This window comes from Arthrobacter sp. JDC6 (assembly GCF_056484025.1).
Genome location: NZ_CM151278.1, coordinates 4,404,007 through 4,419,439, shown reverse-complemented (window position 1 = coordinate 4,419,439; position 15,433 = coordinate 4,404,007). Strand labels below are relative to the sequence as shown.

The window sequence follows — 15,433 nt, the reverse complement described above, 5'->3', positions numbered from 1 at the left end:
AATAGGCGTTCTCCTACCGCTTGCGCTTCCGGTCCTTGTCTCCGTTCCGGCTTCCGCGTTCGGAGGCCTCGCGCTCAGCCCAGCGTTGCGACTTCCCCGCCGAAACCACCTTCTGGTGCCACTCCCGGTGGTAGGCGCGCTGGGCGGCGACATCGGAGCGGCGCGCCAGCGCCGCCAGTTCCCGCTGCATCTTCAGATACGAGTTCCAGCGGCGCGCGGCCAGGACGCCGGTGTCGATTGCTTCGCGGACGGCGCAGCCAGGCTCGCTCCCGTGTGAGCAGTCAGCGAACCGGCAGCCGGCAGCCAGTTCCTCGACGTCGCCGAACATCCCGTCCAGGCCGTCCCCGGCATCGAACAGGCCAAATCCGCGCACGCCGGGAGTGTCCATCAGCACCGTCCCGTTGGACAGCGGGACCAGCTCGCGGACGGTGGTGGTGTGCTTGCCCTTGAAGTCTCCGGACCGCACTTCGGCGGTCTGCTGGACGTCGCGGCCCACCAGGGCATTGATCAAGGTGGATTTGCCGGCACCGGACGGTCCCAGCAGCACGATGGTTCCGCCCGGCGGAATCCGTGCCATCAGTTCGTCGATGCCGTCGCCGTTTTCGGCGGATGTGGTGACCACCTCCACGCCCGCCGCCTGAAGGATAACTTTTCCGACGACGTCGTCCGCCACCTCGGCCAGGTCCGCCTTGGTGATGATCACCAGGGGGGTGGCGCCGGAATCCCATGCGGCGACGAGGGTGCGTTCCAACCGGTTGTGTGTGAGGGGCCGGTCCACGGGCACCACCACGCCCACGGTGTCCATGTTCGCGGCCAGGACCTGTGCGGCGGACGAATCCTCGAAGGCACGTTTGCGGCTGAGTTCCGAGCGGCGGGGGAGGACGGCCAGGATTTGCCGGTCGCCGCCCCGGTTGGGGCCGATCCAGACCCAGTCTCCGGTGACGGCCGGCTCGCCCGAGAGCGGGTAGGGCAGGTGGAGGAGACCGTCATGGACCGCGACGAGCAGCAGGGTGCGGTCCACGCGGACCACCCGGCCCCGTTCAGTTGCCGGCGGACAGGGATGCTGATCGAAATAGCCGGCAACGGCGGGCGTGTAGCCGTATGCGGAGGGGCCGGGCAGCGGACGAGTGCCAGCAGCGCTGTCTGTTTCTGTGGTGTTGGTGGTGTCCAGGGGGTTGCCTGAAGAAGTATGCACTGTGGTTCCTTGGGCTGTCCCCGGTGCAGTGCGGGTGGACGCGCAGCGTCAGGAACCGCGAAGGCAGCCGGGAGGGATGGTGGGTGTGATGGATGCGGGGCGCCCAGGGCGCGCGGCAGCTGCAGTCATCAAAACCACCTCCATTCCCTTGTGCGGTTTCCCGTCCTCCTGCCGGAAGCGGCAGGGCGGGACCGTCTCCCACTTTAGCGGCCGCCAACGCCGGAGGCTAGAGGTTGGCATCTTCCGCAGGGGATTGCCGCGTGCTACCGCCGAAGTTCCTGCGCCCGCTTCTGCCGTCCGCTGATGGACGAAGCGTAACCGCAGTTGGTGCAGGTGATCAGGTATTTCCGGGACACCGTGAGGACAGGGATGAAGAACAGTGTGAACTTGGTGGCCTGTTCGTCCAGGGCATGGTGGACGAAGGCGCCGCAGTGCTGGCAGGTTGCCGTCCGGCCCGGCAGGGCCTTGTGGACGGTCTTGAAGCCGAAAAGGAGGAGCATGGGCGGGCCTTTCATTGCCTGGGTGGTACCTGCCACCCTAGGCGAGTTTGACGGCTGTCCTTCAGGGGTACGGATGCTTCTGTACGGTGTGCGTGGATGCCATACTGTGCTGGGCAACATCGGGCCTTCTGGGGGGACTTCTGGCACATGGTTCTGGACACGGCGACCCTGCGCATCGCTTTCGGCCTCATGGCCCTGGTCCTGGTGGTTCTCTTCTACTTTTCCGCCTACCGGCTGACGCGTTCGCCATACAGCGCCTGGTGGTGCGGTGCCCTGCTGTTCTTCCTGGCCGGATCAGGCTGCTTCCTGTTTGACGGCACAGTGCATCAGGTGTGGGCCAACCCCCTGGGAAACACCCTGCTGGTGCACGGCGGCGTTGCAGTGTGGGCCGGGGCGCGCTCCCTGCGGACCGTACGGCCTCCCAGGTGGGCCTTTACCGGCATTCCCTTGGTCACCCTGGTGGCCTCCCTGCTGGACCAACCCGCCACCAACACCTGGTCCGGCGGCACGGTGTTCCTCGCCGCCATGAGCCTGACCGTCGGATTGGCGTCCCGTGAGCTCTGGCGCCTTGAGCCCGGGTATTCGCGGGTCCGGATCCCCATGGCTGTGGCGGCCGGAGGGCTCAGTGTCTTCTACTTCTTCCGGTGGCTGGCGTTCCTGGTGGAGGGCCAGAACGGGCCTGTCTTCGTCACCGTTTTTGGGTCCGCCATCACCACCCTGGTGACCATGGTCCTGCTGGTGGTGGTGTCCTTCAGCATGGCGGCCTTGAGCACCGAACAGCAGACGCGTGCCCTGCGCGTGGTGGCCAGCCGCGACGACCTCACCGGGCTCCTGAACCGCAAGGCCTTCCTGGACCTGGCCACCGAGCAGTTGGCCGACCGCACCATCACCGGCGGCTCGGGAGCCCTGATCCTTGCCGACCTTGACCACTTCAAGACTGTCAACGACACCTATGGGCATGCCGCCGGCGACCTGGCGCTGCAGGCCTTCGCCGACGCCTGCGCAGCCACCGTGCGCTCCACAGATCTGACGGGGAGGTACGGCGGGGAAGAGTTCGTCATCCTGGTTCCCGGAGCAAGCGCCGAACGGGCCGAGACGATTGCCGAGGAGATCAGCAGGCGCATGGCCGGCGCGGACACGCCGGGCGGCATGGAGATGCCCACCGCGAGTTACGGCATTTCCACCTACGACGGCGTGACCTCCGATGTTGATCAACTTATCGCCGCAGCGGATGCCGCCCTGTACCGGGCCAAATCGCTGGGCCGGAACCGCGCCGCCCGCAGCGACGGGCTGCGGTAGCTTTACTGCCCAAAGCGGCACGGTTCCGGACAGCCGGCTACTGGGACTGGAGCGCATCCGCCTGTTCGGCCAGGACGGTGAGGGCCACGCTTTCCGGCCGCTCCACCGTGCTCCGGATGCCGACCGTCATGCCGCTGCGTGCGGCTTTGAGGACGGATTCCATGACTTCCAGGACGTGGAAGGCAAGTGCGCCACCCGCCCTGGGCTCCTTGCCTTGCGGGGTGGCGGCAAGGTCCGCGATGCCGAACCCGCGTCCGGCGTCGACGTACCCTGCGGAGGCGGGAAGGGTCTCCCAGTCCTCGGCGCCGAGGGAGAACAGTTGGACGTCGCCGTCAAAGTGGTTCGGATCCGGCACCACCAGGGAACCGCGCTCGCCATGGATCTCGATGTTGGGCGACTTCGACTTCACGGCATCGAAGCTCATGAAGAGGGTGGACAGCGCACCGGAGGCGTGGACCAGGACGCCGGTCACGTGGGAGTCGATGGTGACCGGCACTTTCTCGCCCTGGCGCGGCCCCGAGCCGATGGTGCGCTCATTCCGGGTGTGGCTGGCCGCGCCCATCACGGAGACGACCGGACCCAGCAGGGTCACCAGGGCGGTGACGTAGTAGGGGCCCATGTCCAGCAGCGGGCCGCCGCCGGGCTGGTAGTAGAAGTCCGGGTTCGGGTGCCAGCGCTCGTGGCCTGGGGTCACCATGGTTGCCGACGCCGAGATGGGGGCGCCGACCAGCCCGTCGTCGATCGCCTTGCGGGCGGTCTGGATGCCGGTGCCCAGTACGGTGTCAGGAGCGCAGCCGACGGCGACGCCGGCCTCGCGTGCCGCGTCCAGCACCTGGCGCGCCTCCTCAGTCGTGGCAGCAAGGGGCTTCTCGCCGTAGACGCTCTTTCCGGCGGCGATGGCCTTCAGTGCCACCTCGGCGTGGGCGGCGGGGATGGTCAGGTTCAGGACAAGTTCGACGTCGTCCGCGGCGAGGAGTTCCTCCACGGAGATGGCGCGGACACCTTCGTAGCCATCCGCCACGGCCTGGGCACGTGCGGGGTCCAGGTCCGCCACGGCCACCAGGTCGATCTGGCTGAGTTTGCGGAAGTTCGCCAGGTACTGCGCGATGATGGCTCCGCAGCCAATGATTCCGACTTTCAACGGCTTGCCCACAGCAGGCCCCTTTCGATGATGGTGCGGACATTGGTGTCCTGGAGGATTTCGACCCGATGGCCGGGGGTGGCGACGAAGATGCGGCCCTTGCCCCACTGGCGGGTCCAGATGGCGGGGGAGGTCACTTCACGGTTCCACGGGTCCCATTCACGGACCTTCTGGGTGGTGGTGGCCAGGACATCGATGTAGTCGTCGGAGAGGACCCAGTACTGCTCGGTGACCAGGTCGAAGTCCTGGATGCCCCGGGTGATGGGGTGTTCGGCGGCCGCGGGCAGCATGTTGACGGTATAGGGCACGTAGTTGTCCGACTGCTCGCCGATGCACTCATCCGGGTGCTTGCCAGGGTGGCAGGCGAACTGGCCGCCGATCAGGTGCAGGTAGTCGGAGGTGTTCCGGTAGGAATCGGCGATTCCACCGTGCCAGCCGGCCAGGCCGGTGCCGTTCTCCACGGCGGCCCGCAGTCCGGCGAACTCGTCCTTTTCGATGGTGGACATGGTCATGCACTGCATGATCAGGTCCACACCGGCCATGTAGGCGGCGTCGGCGTAGACCTTGGGGGATTCCTCCACCCGGACGTCATAGCCGTTGTCTTTGAGATAGGGAATGAAGAGCTCGGTGGCCTCGTAGGGCTGGTGGCCGTCCCAGCCGCCGCGGACCACCAGTGCATTCTTTCGTTCTGTCATTGAATTTCCTTTGTTTGGCTACCGGCCTTGCGGGCCGGAAAGAGCAGGGGGTCAGCGGCTGGCGAAGGCGGCGTCGAACGCCGCTGCGGGCGGGGCGATGCGGGCCAGTTCCTGGACCATGGCAAGGGCCTGCGGGGCGCCGATGAGGCGGTCCATTCCGGCATCCTCCCATTCGATGCTGGTGGGGCCGTCGTAGCCAATGGCATTCAGGGTCCGGAAGATCCGGTTCCACTGCACGTCACCGTGTCCTGCCGTGACGAAGTCCCAGCCCCGCCGGGGATCCGCCCAGGCGAGGTGCGAACCCAGGCGGCCGTTGCGGCCATCCAGCTGCCGGACGGATTCCTTTACATGCACATGGAAGATCTTGTCCGCGAAGTCCCGCAGGAACATCACGGGATCCAGGTCCTGCCAGATGAAGTGGGAGGGGTCGAAGTTCAGGCCAAAGTTCGCCCTGTGGCCAATAGCCTCAAGGGTCCGTTTCGCCGTCCAGTAGTCGTAGGCGATTTCAGACGGGTGGACCTCGAGTGCGAACCGGACACCTGTCTCGTCGAAGACGTCCAGGATGGGGTTCCACCGGTCCGCGAAGTCCTGGTAACCGGCGTCGATCATTGCCTGCGAGGCCGGCGGGAACATGGCGACGGCCTTCCAGATGGACGAACCGGTGAACCCCGTCACGGTCTTGACGCCAAGCCGTGCGGCCGCCCGCGCGGTGTCCTTCATGGCCTCCGCCGCCCGCCGGCGCACCCCTTCAGGCTCGCCATTGCCCCAGACTTCCGCGGACAGGATGCCCTGGTGGCGCTCATCGATAGGGTCATCGCAGACGGCCTGGCCCGTGAGGTGGTTGGCGATGGCGAAGACCTTGAGGTTGTTCTTCTCGAGGATGTCCAGCCGGCCCTGGAGGTAGTTGTCGTCCTCCGCAGCCCGGCGGGGGTCCAGGTGGTCGCCCCAGCAGGCGATTTCCAGCCCGTCAAAGCCCCACTCGCCGGCAAGCCGGGCCACTTCCTCGAAGGGCAGGTCGGCCCACTGGCCGGTGAACAGCGTGATTGGTCGTGTCATTGGGTGTTCCTTGGTTTCTTGAAGCTGTAGGTCGCTCAGACTTTTTGCCACTGGCTGGAATTCGCGGCGCTGGACTCCACTGCGGCGAGGACCCGCTGTACCTGCAAGGCGTCGGCGAACGACGGTTCCGGTTGGCGGCCCTCGCCGATGGCCGTGACAAGGTCCACCACCTGGTGGGTGAAACCGTGCTCGTACCCCAGGCCGTGGCCCGTGGGCCACCAATGCCCCACGTACGGGTGCTCGGGCTCGGTGACGAAAATCCGGCGGAAGCCGGCGTCCGGCGATTCGGCCGAATCGTAGAAGGACAGGACGTTCATGTCCTCGAAATCAAAGGCGAGGGAACCCTTGGTGCCGTTGACCTCCAGCCGCATGGCATTTTTCCGGCCCAGGGCGTAGCGCGTTGCCTCAAAGACGCCGATCGCGCCCGCGGAGGCGCCGCCGTCGAACTTTGCGCTGAAGATGGCCGCATCATCAACGGTGACGGTCCCGCGGGGGGTGTCACTGCTGAGGTCGCCGTGGCCCCCAAGGCCCACCAGGTCGCCTGCCAGCGGACGTTCCCGGACAAACGTTTCCAGCATTGCCGACACCCCGCTGATGTTCTGCCCCGTGACCCACTGGGCGGCGTCGATGCTGTGTGCGCCGATGTCGCCCAGGGAGCCGGAACCGGACTTGTCCTTGTCCAGCCGCCAGGTCATGGGGGCGTTGGCGTCGGAGAGCCAGTCCTGCAGGTACTGGGCCCGGACGTGCCGGATGTCGCCAATCCGTCCTTGCTCCACGAACCGCTTGGCCAGTGCCAGTGCCGGGGTGCGGCGGTAGCTGAAGCCGCACATGGAGAAGACGCCATGCTTTGCGGCGGTCTCCGCTGCCAGTGTCATCCGCTCGGCTTCCTCCACGGAGTTGGCCAGCGGCTTTTCGCACAGCACGTGCTTTCCGGCCTCGAGGGCTGCGATGGCAATCTCTGCGTGGGTGTTGCCGGGCGTGCAGATGTCGATGAGGTCGATGTCGTCGCGCTCGATCAGGCGCCGCCAGTCGGTCTCCACCGACTCCCAGCCCAGCTTGTCAGCGGCCGCTCGGACGCCGTCGGCATTCCTGCCGGCGACCGCGGTGAGCTGTGGCTGCAGCGGCAGGTCGAAGAACCGTGGCGCGGTGCGCCAGGCGTGGGAGTGGGCGGCACCCATGAAGGCGTAGCCCACCATGCCGACCCGCAGGGGTTTGGCGGTGGTCATGGACGTGTCCTTTCTACTTGCTGAAGCCGGCCGTCAGGCCTGCCAGCAGTTGGCGGCGGCCGATGACGTAGAGCACCAGGATGGGCAGCGTGCTGAGCATCACTGAGGCGAGCACGGCCGGGATATTGACGCTGAATTCACCCTGGAAGCTCCACAGGCCCAGGGGCAGGACCCGCAGGCTGGGGCTCTGGGTGAGGACCAGCGGGAGCAGGAACCCGTTCCAGACATGCAGGCCGTTGTAGATGGCAACGGTCACAATAGCCGGGCGGGTCAGGGGCAGGGCGAGCCGCCACATGGTCTGCCACTCGCTGCAGCCGTCCAGCCGCATGGACTCGAACAATTCGTTCGGGACGTCGCGGATGAAGTTGGACAGGATCAGCACTGTGAGGGGGATGGCAAAGGCAATGGACGGCAGCATCAGTGCCAGCAGGCTGTCGTACAGGTTGAGCCGGATGATCATCAGGTAGATCGGGATGATCGTCGCCTGGAGCGGGATGGCCAGCCCCATGAGGAACATGCCGTTGACCAGCTTGAGGAACCTCCCGCTGCCCCGGACGATCGCGAACGAGGCCATGAACGAGATCAGCACCGTGGGAATTACGGAACCGAGCGTGACGATGACGCTGTTCATGAAATATGTGGCGAAGTCTTTCTCAAGGACCAGTTGGTAGTTCTCCAGCGTGGGCGAGGTGGGGACGGCCAGGGGATTCTGGCCGAAGTATCCCGCCTGCGTCTTCAGGCTGGTGATCACCACGTAGTAGATCGGCAGGATGATAATGGCCAGCCAGATCCACCCACCGAGGCCGCCGGGGATGTTGAGCCGCCTCAGCCGTTGGCCGAGTCCCTGCTTGGGTGCGGCGGAACCGGCCGTGGTTCCGGTCCGGGCCTCCTGCGCATTGCTTTTCAGGACGGTACTCACCCTACAAACCTTCCAATTGGCTGCCTTGTTTGTCCTTGCCGCCAAGACGCTGGAGGAACAAGGCCAGTGCAAGGCCGATGATGACGAGAATGACGGCGATGACGCTGGCCGGGCCCATGAGGTTGGCCCGGAAGCCCCGCAGGTACATGTCCAGGGCCAGGATCCGCGTGGAGTTTCCCGGTCCGCCGCCCGTGAGGACGAAGATCAGGTCGAAGTAGGTCAGCGAACCCACCACCATCAGCGTGGAGGACGTGATGATGGTGTATTTCAGCTGTGGCAGGGTGATGTGGAAGAACTGCTTGATGGTTCCGGCACCGTCGATCTGCGCTGCCTCGTAAAGGGACTTCGGGATCTGCCGCACCCCGCCCTGGTAGATGAGGGTGTGGAACGGGACGAACTGCCAGGCGATGACGAAGATGACCAGGCCTACGGCCAGTTGGGGTACCCCCAGCCAGTCCTGCGCCAGGAAGGGCAGCCCCAGGCCGGTTGCCAGGCCGAAATTCGGGTCCAAAAGGGCCTTGAAGGCGATGGCGACGGCGGCTGAGGACAGCAGGAGGGGCAGGAAGTACAGGACGGCAAGGGCAGCCCGGTAGCGCTGGCTTCCCGCCGTGAAGACCCCCAGGAGCAGGCTGATGGGAGTCTGGACCAGCCACGAAACGATCATGATCAGGAAGGTCAGGCCCAGGGCGTTGTACAGTCCCGGATCCGCCAGCACAGAGAACCAGTTGTCCAGTCCAGCTGCCCCGATGGCACCGATTCCGTCCCAGCTGCTGAAGCTGAGGATGAGCACCCCGGCCAGCGGGATGACTGCGAACACCAGGAAGAAGAACAGTGCCGGCAGGGTCAACCACGCCAGGGCGGCCCTGCGCTGTTCGGTCTGCTTGGAATCTTTCGCCCTCGTGGCGGCCCGCGGGGCAGTGGAGACGGCGTTGCTCATTTCCCTAGGGTGCCGTTCATGTTCTCGGCGAACTGCTGCGGCGTGATCGACTTCAGGAACAGCTGGTCGATGTTGTTCAGCAGGGCCTCAGCTGCGGTGGGGCTCAGCGCCTGGTCCCAGGACTGCTGGAAGCTGGGTGCGTTCTTGGCCATGTCGTAGACGAAGTTCAGGAACTCCTTGTCCGGGGAGGTGTTCAGCTTGTCTTCGATGCCGTTAACAATCGGCACGGAGCCGGAGTTGATGTAGGCGTCGACCACGGTATCGGTCAGGATCCCGTCCTTGAAGAACTTCTTGGCGGATTCCTTTTCCTTGTCGCTGGCCTTGGAAGAGATTGACATGTACGCCGCGGGGTTTCCGACGCCGTTCTTCGGGTCGCCCTTGCCGCCGGCAACCGTGGGGAACGGGACGAAGCCCAGTTTTCCGTCCTGCACAAAGTTCTGGCCGGCCTTCTTCATGGCGCCATAGGTCCAGGAACCGTGCAGCATCATGGCTGCCTTGCCGGAGAACAGGAGGGCCTGGTCTGCCTGCGAGTCGGCAGTGATGGAGGAGAAGCCCTTGATGAAGCCGTCAGCAGAGACCAGCTCCTGGATCTTGGTGCCGGTCTCGATCACGGCCGGGTCCATCCAGGAATTGGGCTTGCCCTCGAAGATCGCCTTGAAGACGTCCGGCCCGCCGATGCGGTCCAGGAGGTATTCAAGCCACATCATGGAGGTCCAGCGCGACTGGCCGCCCAGGGAGAACGGGGCTATGCCCATGCCGTTGAAGGTCTTGACCAAGGACATGATGTCGTCCCAGGTCTTGGGCGGCTGGACGCCTGCCTTCTGGAACAGTTCCTTGTTGTAGAACAGCACGATCGGGGCGACGTACTGGTTGGGCAGGGCGTAGATCTTGCCGTTGACGGTGGCTGCACCGAACACGGACGGGAAGAACTTCTTCTTCAGGTCCGGATTCTGGTCGAACCAGCCGGTGAGGTCCTCAACCTGGTTGGCCTCGGCGTACGTCTTCAGGCCACCGCCGCCCCAGCCGTAGATGATCGTGGGTGCCTGGTTGGCGCCGATGGCGGTCTTGATCTTGGTCTTGTACGCGTCGTTCTGGAAATACGTAACAGTGATCTTGTCGGCGGAGTTTGCCGAGTTAAAAGCATCCACGGCTTTCTGCATGGTGGTCTGGTTCGGCTCGCCGGACAGATACCACATGCTGGCGCCCCCGCCGCCGCTGGAGGCGCCGGGGCCGGACGTCCCGCAGGCTGTGGTTGCGGCAACGGCAAAGGGAGTGAGGGCAGCGAGGGCGAGGAAAGACCGCCGGGAGGACTGGGGTTGCTTCATTGCTTCTCCATTGTGAATTTGCGTCGAGGTACGGGGCGTCAGCTCCGCCGTTCGTTCGAAACATTTCGAACGGTGATATAAGTCACGCTGTAAACTAAAGCCCTAATTATCGGCGGCGTCAAGGGATCGTAGAGGATCTTTTCTGTCTACTTCCTATGTCCCGGTGCTCTTGACCGGAGAAGGCCCCACTCTGCACAATGAAAGCGTTTCCCCACTTTCGAAAGATTGCGAACCGATGACGAGCAAATTGCAGGAGCGGACCAAACCTACGCTCGCTACCGTGGCCAGGCAGGCAGGGGTTTCGGCGCCTACGGTGTCCAAAGTGGTGAACGGGCGTGAGGACGTGGCCCCCGAAACCAGGGCCCGGATCCTTGCCGCACTGGAGCAGGCGGGCTACCAGTCGCCTGTCCAGCGCCGGGCGGCCGCCGAAAGCGGGACCGTGGTGGAAGTAGTGATCGACGTGCTCGACTCCGCATACACCATCCAGGTCCTCAACGGCATCCTGCAGTTCGCTGCCGCCGCCGACGTCGAAATCCTGGTCAGCGTGACCGGCCAGTCCACCCCCGCCCGCCACACCCCCGAGCGCCGGGCGCAGCGGATGCTCGAAGAGGGCAGGGCCGGGATGATCGTGGTGACCTCGGCCTTCAGCGAGGCGCAACTGCACGCGTTCAGGCGCCGCCACATCCCCGTCGTCGTCATCGACCCGCTTAACCCGCCCTCCGCCGACGTCGTCAGCGTTGGGGCCACCAACTGGGCCGGCGGCAAAGCTGCCACCGAGCACCTGCTGGGACTGGGACACCGCCGCATTGCCTACATCGGCGGCATAGAGGGCGCTGAATGCAACCAGGCGCGGCTGCACGGATACATGGCAGCCCTGATGGCACAAGGGATCAAGGTGGACCCCCAGTACGTTGTTTCCGGCGGCCGGTTCCGGACGGAGAGTGGGGTCAATGGATTCAAAGAGCTGCTGAAGCTTGACCCACGCCCCACGGCGATCTTCGCCGGAAGCGACACCATTGCCCTGGGCGTCCTCAGCGAAGCGCGGCGCCACGGAATCAGGGTTCCCGAGGACATCAGCCTCATCGGCTTCGACGGCACCAACCAGGGTGAGCAGTCCGTTCCATCGTTGAGTTCCGTGGCCCAGCCCCTGGAGGAGATGGGGCGGGCGGCCCTAAGGTCGCTGCTGCGGCAGGTGCAAGGCGAAGTCCTCGATTCCCACCGAGTGGAACTGGCAACCCAGGTAATCGTGCGGGAATCCACCGCCCCTCCCGCGGACTGAAAGACAACCATGAAAATCACCCATCTCGACACCGTGGTCGTGGACTTCTACCGGACGAACCTCATCTTCGTCCGGCTTACAACTGACGAGGGGCTCACCGGCATCGCCGAGGCGACCCTCGAAGGGCAGGAACATGCTGTCCTCGGGGCGGTGGCTGTCCTTGCCGAAGCCGTCAGGGGCAAGGACCCCACGCGGATCACCCAGACCATTTATGAGCTCAACCGCGACGCCTACTGGCGCGGCGGTCCGGTATCCATGACAGCCCTGAGCGCCCTTGAGATGGCGATGTGGGATGTTTCGGCGCGGGCATTGGGCGTCCCGGTCCACCGGATGCTGGGGGGACAGGTCCGCGACCGGGTCCGCGCCTACGCCAACGGCTGGTTTTCCGGGGCCATCACTCCGGAGGATTTCGCCGAGGCCGCTGTACGGACGGTCGGCCAAGGCTTCCGCGGCCTAAAGTGGGACCCTTTCGAGGCCGCGGACCTTTTCCTGGAACCGCGGGACCTGGGGCGCATGCTTGAACCTGTTGAGGCAGTGCGGGCGGCAGTGGGCGACGACGTTGAACTGTTCATAGAAGGCCATGGCCGCTTTGATGTCCCCACAGCCATCCGGGTGGCCCGCGAACTTGAACGGTTCCAGCCGGTGTTTTTCGAGGAACCGTGCCCGCCGGACGGGATCGACGCCCTCGTGGAGGTGCGCAGCAAGTCCCCTGTTCCCATTGCCGCGGGGGAGAGGTGGATGGGCCGGAACACCTTCATTCCCGCCCTGGCCCGCAACGCCGTGGATTACATCCAGCCGGACGTCACGCACGCCGGCGGGCTGCTGGAACTGTCGTTCATTTCCACTCTGGCGGCAGCCCATTATGTGCCGTTCGCACCGCACAACCCCAGTGGACCGCTCAGCACTGCGGCAACCCTGCAGCTCGGGGCCACACTGCCGAATTTCCGGTACCTGGAGATCATGGCCACGGACGTGCCGTGGCGCAGCGACATCTCCAGTGAGCGCCTTCAGCTGACGGCAGACGGCGATGTCATGATCCCCGAAGGCGCTGGGCTGGGCATCGACCTCGACTATGACGCGATCGCGGAGCATCCTTTCACGCCGCATCCCATGCGGATCTTCAGCGACGTGGTGGCCGATATCCGGCCGCCGGACGCCCGGTCCTACTTCAACCTCGAAGGCGCCGGCGTCCGCTGACGCGTCGGACAACGAAAAAGCGGCGGCGTCCGCCCGGCCTAATAACCGGACGGAGGCCGCCGCTGCGGGTGGGTGCCTAGCGCTTGACCGCCTCGAGCTTGAGCAGCTTGGCGATAACGCCGTCGAGTTCGGAGTCGTCGAAGATCTTCTTCCAGTCGTCCTTGATGATGCTGTCCTTGCCGTACCAGGGTTGGCTCCAGGATGGCGAGCTGCTTGACGGTGACCCAGTGCACGTCGATGACGGGAGCGTAGGTGGTGCGGATGACGGCCTCGGCAGAGTCACGGGAGGCGCCGGACTTCAGATTGTTTCGCTTGGGAGGTGTCCGTAGAATCTGCCGCCGTCACGGCCACCATGCGATCGCATATGCAGACCGCGTCCCGGCGCCTGCTGGCCGGTTTCGACGCCTCGCAGTAGGTTCCCGCGTATCAGTTGAGCGAGGCCGCCAGCTTTTCCCGCTGTGGATCGTCGCCCGTCCGGCGCGGGCCCACTGAACCGCGGCGCACCAGGGTGGCCGTGAACTGCGCCGGAGCGGCGGGCGGCAGCCCCTCCATCTGGCGGATCAGTGCCTTGGCTGCCGCCACGCCCATGTTGTAGACCGGCTGGGCGATGACCGTCAGGGGCGGCGTGGTGAGCCTGGTCCATGCGAAGTCGTCGTACATCAGGAATGACACATCGGCCGGAATGGACAGGCCCAATTCCTGGATCGCTTCCACCACGCTGAGGGCAATCAGGCCGTCCGAAGCGACCACTGCCGTGGCTTGGTCCGGGCCCCGGAGCACTTCGCGGGTGATGCTGCGGATCGAGTCGGCATCGCCGGCATTCAACCTGACCAGGTCTTCCGGGAAGGGCAGCCCCGCCGCAAGGAAAGCGTCCCGCATCCCCTCGATGCGGTCCGCAATCTGGGAGGACTCCAGGGTCATGCCCGGCGTGTAGGGGGTGTCCGTCCGCAGTGTGGAGATGAAGGCGATACGCCGGTGCCCTGCCTCGAGCAAATACTGCGTAGCTTCCCTGGAAATCCGCGCCATGTCCACGGCCATGGTCTCCACCTTGAGGTCGCCGGCGGTGCGGTCGATGAACACCAGGGGGCGTCCGGACCGGTGCACCTCCTGCAGGTGTTCGGTGTCCACTGATGATGCCGGGGCGACGATGAGGCCGTCCACCCGCTTGTCCAGCAACACCCGCACCGCGTCCACTTCCGCCGCCCGGTCCTCGTCGGTGTTGACCAGGATGACGTTGTACCCGGCCTTCTTGGCAGTGTCCGTGATGCCCCGGGTAGCAAGGCCGAAATGCGGGTTTTCGATGTCACCCACCACCACGCCGATGGTGTGCGATTTTCCGGTGTTCATGCTGCGGGCCAGCTCGTTGGGACGGTAGGAAAGCGCCTCGGCAGCGGCGAGGACGCGCTCGCGGACTTCGTCGCTGACCGCGCCGTAATTGCCCAGTGCACGGGCGGCCTGTGCCTTGGAGACCTGCGCAGCTTTTGCGACGTCGGCAACGGTTACGTCCCGCCGTCGTGCTCCATCACCGTTCATCTTCACCTTTCGACGGGGTTGTTGACGCCCCATGTGACATCGGCTACATTTCTATCAATCGATGTGAGTCCGGTCTCAATCCTAAACTGTGAGACCGGACTCAACAAGAGCATCGACGACTTTCTTCGGCGGCCCTGACAGCACCGCCTTCCCACCAACGATTGGACAACGCTGTGAAGAAAAAGAATCTCCGACCTGCCGGATTTGCCGCGGCAGCCCTGGCCGCGGTCCTGGCGCTCTCCGGCTGCAGCTCCACCTCCGCCGCCTCCACCACAGAGAACAATCCCTACGGGCTGATCCAGCCAGGCACCATCCGGGTGGCAAGCCTGGGTGACTCAAAGCCGTACACCTTCGCCGATGCCTCCGGAAACTTCACCGGCTTCGACGTGGAACTCTTCAAGGACGTGGCCCACCGGGCCGGTGTGGACAACGTGGTCTTCACCGGGCAGGACTTCTCGGGGCTCCTTGCCGCAGTGGCAAACGGACAGTTCGACGCCGGCGTCGCAGCCATCGGCATCACCGACAAGCGCAAGGAAACCGTGGACTTCTCGGACGGTTACCTGGCCGGCTACCTCACGGTCATCACCACCAAGACCTCCGGCATCACCAGCGCGGACGGGCTGGCCGGCAAACGCCTGGGCGTGGTCCAGGGAACCCTGCAGGAAGCCTATGCGGTGAAGAACTTCACCTCGGCCAGCCTGGTCCGCTTCCCTGACAACAACACCGCGATCGCCGCCGTGAACAGTGGAACGGTGGACGCGCATTTCCTGGATTACGAGGCCGCCAAGGCTTACGAGGAGCAGCACGGCCTGGTCAGCGCCGCGGACATCCCGTCCTTCGACGCCCCGGCCGGGTTCGCAGTGGCCAAGGGCAAGACGGCCTTCAAGGAAGCCCTGAACAAGGGCCTGGCCGCAGCCATGGAGGACGGCACCTGGAAGAAGCTCTACCAGAAGTGGTTCCCGGGCTCACCGATGCCCGAGCAGTACCTGCCCAAGGCCGAGCAGACCGCATCACCCTCGCCAAGCAAGTAGCCCCCAAGCATTATTTGCCGGGCTGTCAGGCCTTATGGCCACCTGGCCGGGCGGGCCGCCGTAAGCGGCCTGCCCGGCACCTCCCCTTCATCTACGTCTG

Annotated in this window: 14 protein-coding genes and 1 pseudogene; 4 read left to right on the top strand and 11 right to left on the bottom strand. The window is 65.1% G+C overall.

Annotated elements, in window-relative coordinates; all coding sequences use genetic code 11:
- Nucleotides 1–13 precede the first annotated feature (13 nt).
- The gene (gene rsgA, locus ACV095_RS20470) at nt 14–1,195 is read right to left on the bottom strand and encodes a ribosome small subunit-dependent GTPase A (protein WP_056389614.1); all 1,182 of its coding nucleotides are present in this window, start codon (nt 1,193–1,195) and stop codon (nt 14–16) included.
- A 263-nt stretch (nt 1,196–1,458) separates the two neighbouring features.
- Nucleotides 1,459–1,695 carry a zinc-ribbon domain-containing protein gene (locus tag ACV095_RS20465; RefSeq protein WP_134164837.1) on the bottom strand — a complete coding sequence of 79 codons (237 nt, stop codon included), beginning with the start codon at nt 1,693–1,695 and terminating at the stop codon, nt 1,459–1,461.
- Nucleotides 1,696–1,842: 147 nt separating this feature from the next.
- Between ACV095_RS20465 and ACV095_RS20460 the strand changes: the two genes are divergently transcribed.
- Nucleotides 1,843–2,994 carry a GGDEF domain-containing protein gene (locus ACV095_RS20460; RefSeq protein WP_478222612.1) on the top strand — a complete coding sequence of 384 codons (1,152 nt, stop codon included), beginning with the start codon at nt 1,843–1,845 and terminating at the stop codon, nt 2,992–2,994.
- Nucleotides 2,995–3,031: 37 nt separating this feature from the next.
- Here ACV095_RS20460 and ACV095_RS20455 read toward each other — a convergent pair whose 3' ends face one another.
- The 7 genes from ACV095_RS20455 to ACV095_RS20425 are packed head-to-tail and all read right to left on the bottom strand — an operon-like array spanning nt 3,032 to nt 10,293.
- Entirely contained in the window at nt 3,032–4,147 is a 1,116-nt protein-coding gene (locus ACV095_RS20455) for a Gfo/Idh/MocA family protein (protein WP_018770395.1), read from the bottom strand.
- Nucleotides 4,132–4,830 (bottom strand): ThuA domain-containing protein, encoded by a 699-nt coding sequence (locus tag ACV095_RS20450; RefSeq protein ID WP_018770394.1) that lies wholly within the window; start codon nt 4,828–4,830, stop codon nt 4,132–4,134. The genes ACV095_RS20455 and ACV095_RS20450 overlap by 16 nt, the downstream gene beginning before the upstream one ends.
- A 51-nt stretch (nt 4,831–4,881) precedes the next feature.
- Nucleotides 4,882–5,886, bottom strand: a complete 1,005-nt coding sequence (locus ACV095_RS20445; protein ID WP_478222611.1) for a sugar phosphate isomerase/epimerase family protein — start codon at nt 5,884–5,886, stop codon at nt 4,882–4,884.
- Nucleotides 5,887–5,921: 35 nt separating this feature from the next.
- On the bottom strand, nt 5,922–7,112 hold the full coding sequence (locus ACV095_RS20440; RefSeq protein WP_134164833.1) for a Gfo/Idh/MocA family protein: 1,191 nt from the start codon (nt 7,110–7,112) through the stop codon (nt 5,922–5,924).
- Between the two features lie 13 nt (nt 7,113–7,125).
- A complete protein-coding gene (locus ACV095_RS20435; protein ID WP_056389602.1) occupies nt 7,126–8,031 on the bottom strand; it encodes a carbohydrate ABC transporter permease in 906 nt (301 codons plus the stop codon).
- Between the two features lies 1 nt (nt 8,032).
- The gene (locus ACV095_RS20430) at nt 8,033–8,968 is read right to left on the bottom strand and encodes a carbohydrate ABC transporter permease (RefSeq protein WP_018770390.1); all 936 of its coding nucleotides are present in this window, start codon (nt 8,966–8,968) and stop codon (nt 8,033–8,035) included.
- Nucleotides 8,965–10,293 carry an extracellular solute-binding protein gene (locus ACV095_RS20425; protein WP_478222610.1) on the bottom strand — a complete coding sequence of 443 codons (1,329 nt, stop codon included), beginning with the start codon at nt 10,291–10,293 and terminating at the stop codon, nt 8,965–8,967. The genes ACV095_RS20430 and ACV095_RS20425 overlap by 4 nt, the downstream gene beginning before the upstream one ends.
- A 235-nt stretch (nt 10,294–10,528) precedes the next feature.
- Between ACV095_RS20425 and ACV095_RS20420 the strand changes: the two genes are divergently transcribed.
- The gene (locus tag ACV095_RS20420) at nt 10,529–11,572 is read left to right on the top strand and encodes a LacI family DNA-binding transcriptional regulator (protein WP_018770388.1); all 1,044 of its coding nucleotides are present in this window, start codon (nt 10,529–10,531) and stop codon (nt 11,570–11,572) included.
- Nucleotides 11,573–11,581: 9 nt separating this feature from the next.
- Entirely contained in the window at nt 11,582–12,769 is a 1,188-nt protein-coding gene (locus ACV095_RS20415; RefSeq protein WP_268002257.1) for a mandelate racemase/muconate lactonizing enzyme family protein, read from the top strand.
- A 76-nt stretch (nt 12,770–12,845) separates the two neighbouring features.
- Here ACV095_RS20415 and ACV095_RS20410 read toward each other — a convergent pair.
- Nucleotides 12,846–13,059, bottom strand: a pseudogene (locus ACV095_RS20410) (phosphogluconate dehydrogenase C-terminal domain-containing protein); the annotation flags it as partial.
- 136 nt (nt 13,060–13,195) lie between these two features.
- Nucleotides 13,196–14,302, bottom strand: coding sequence for a LacI family DNA-binding transcriptional regulator (locus tag ACV095_RS20405; RefSeq protein WP_056389590.1), 1,107 nt, complete (start codon nt 14,300–14,302; stop codon nt 13,196–13,198).
- A gap of 173 nt (nt 14,303–14,475) precedes the next feature.
- Here ACV095_RS20405 and ACV095_RS20400 point away from each other — a divergent pair, with 173 nt between their 5' ends.
- Nucleotides 14,476–15,333, top strand: coding sequence for an ABC transporter substrate-binding protein (locus ACV095_RS20400; RefSeq protein ID WP_018770383.1), 858 nt, complete (start codon nt 14,476–14,478; stop codon nt 15,331–15,333).
- Nucleotides 15,334–15,433 lie beyond the last annotated feature (100 nt).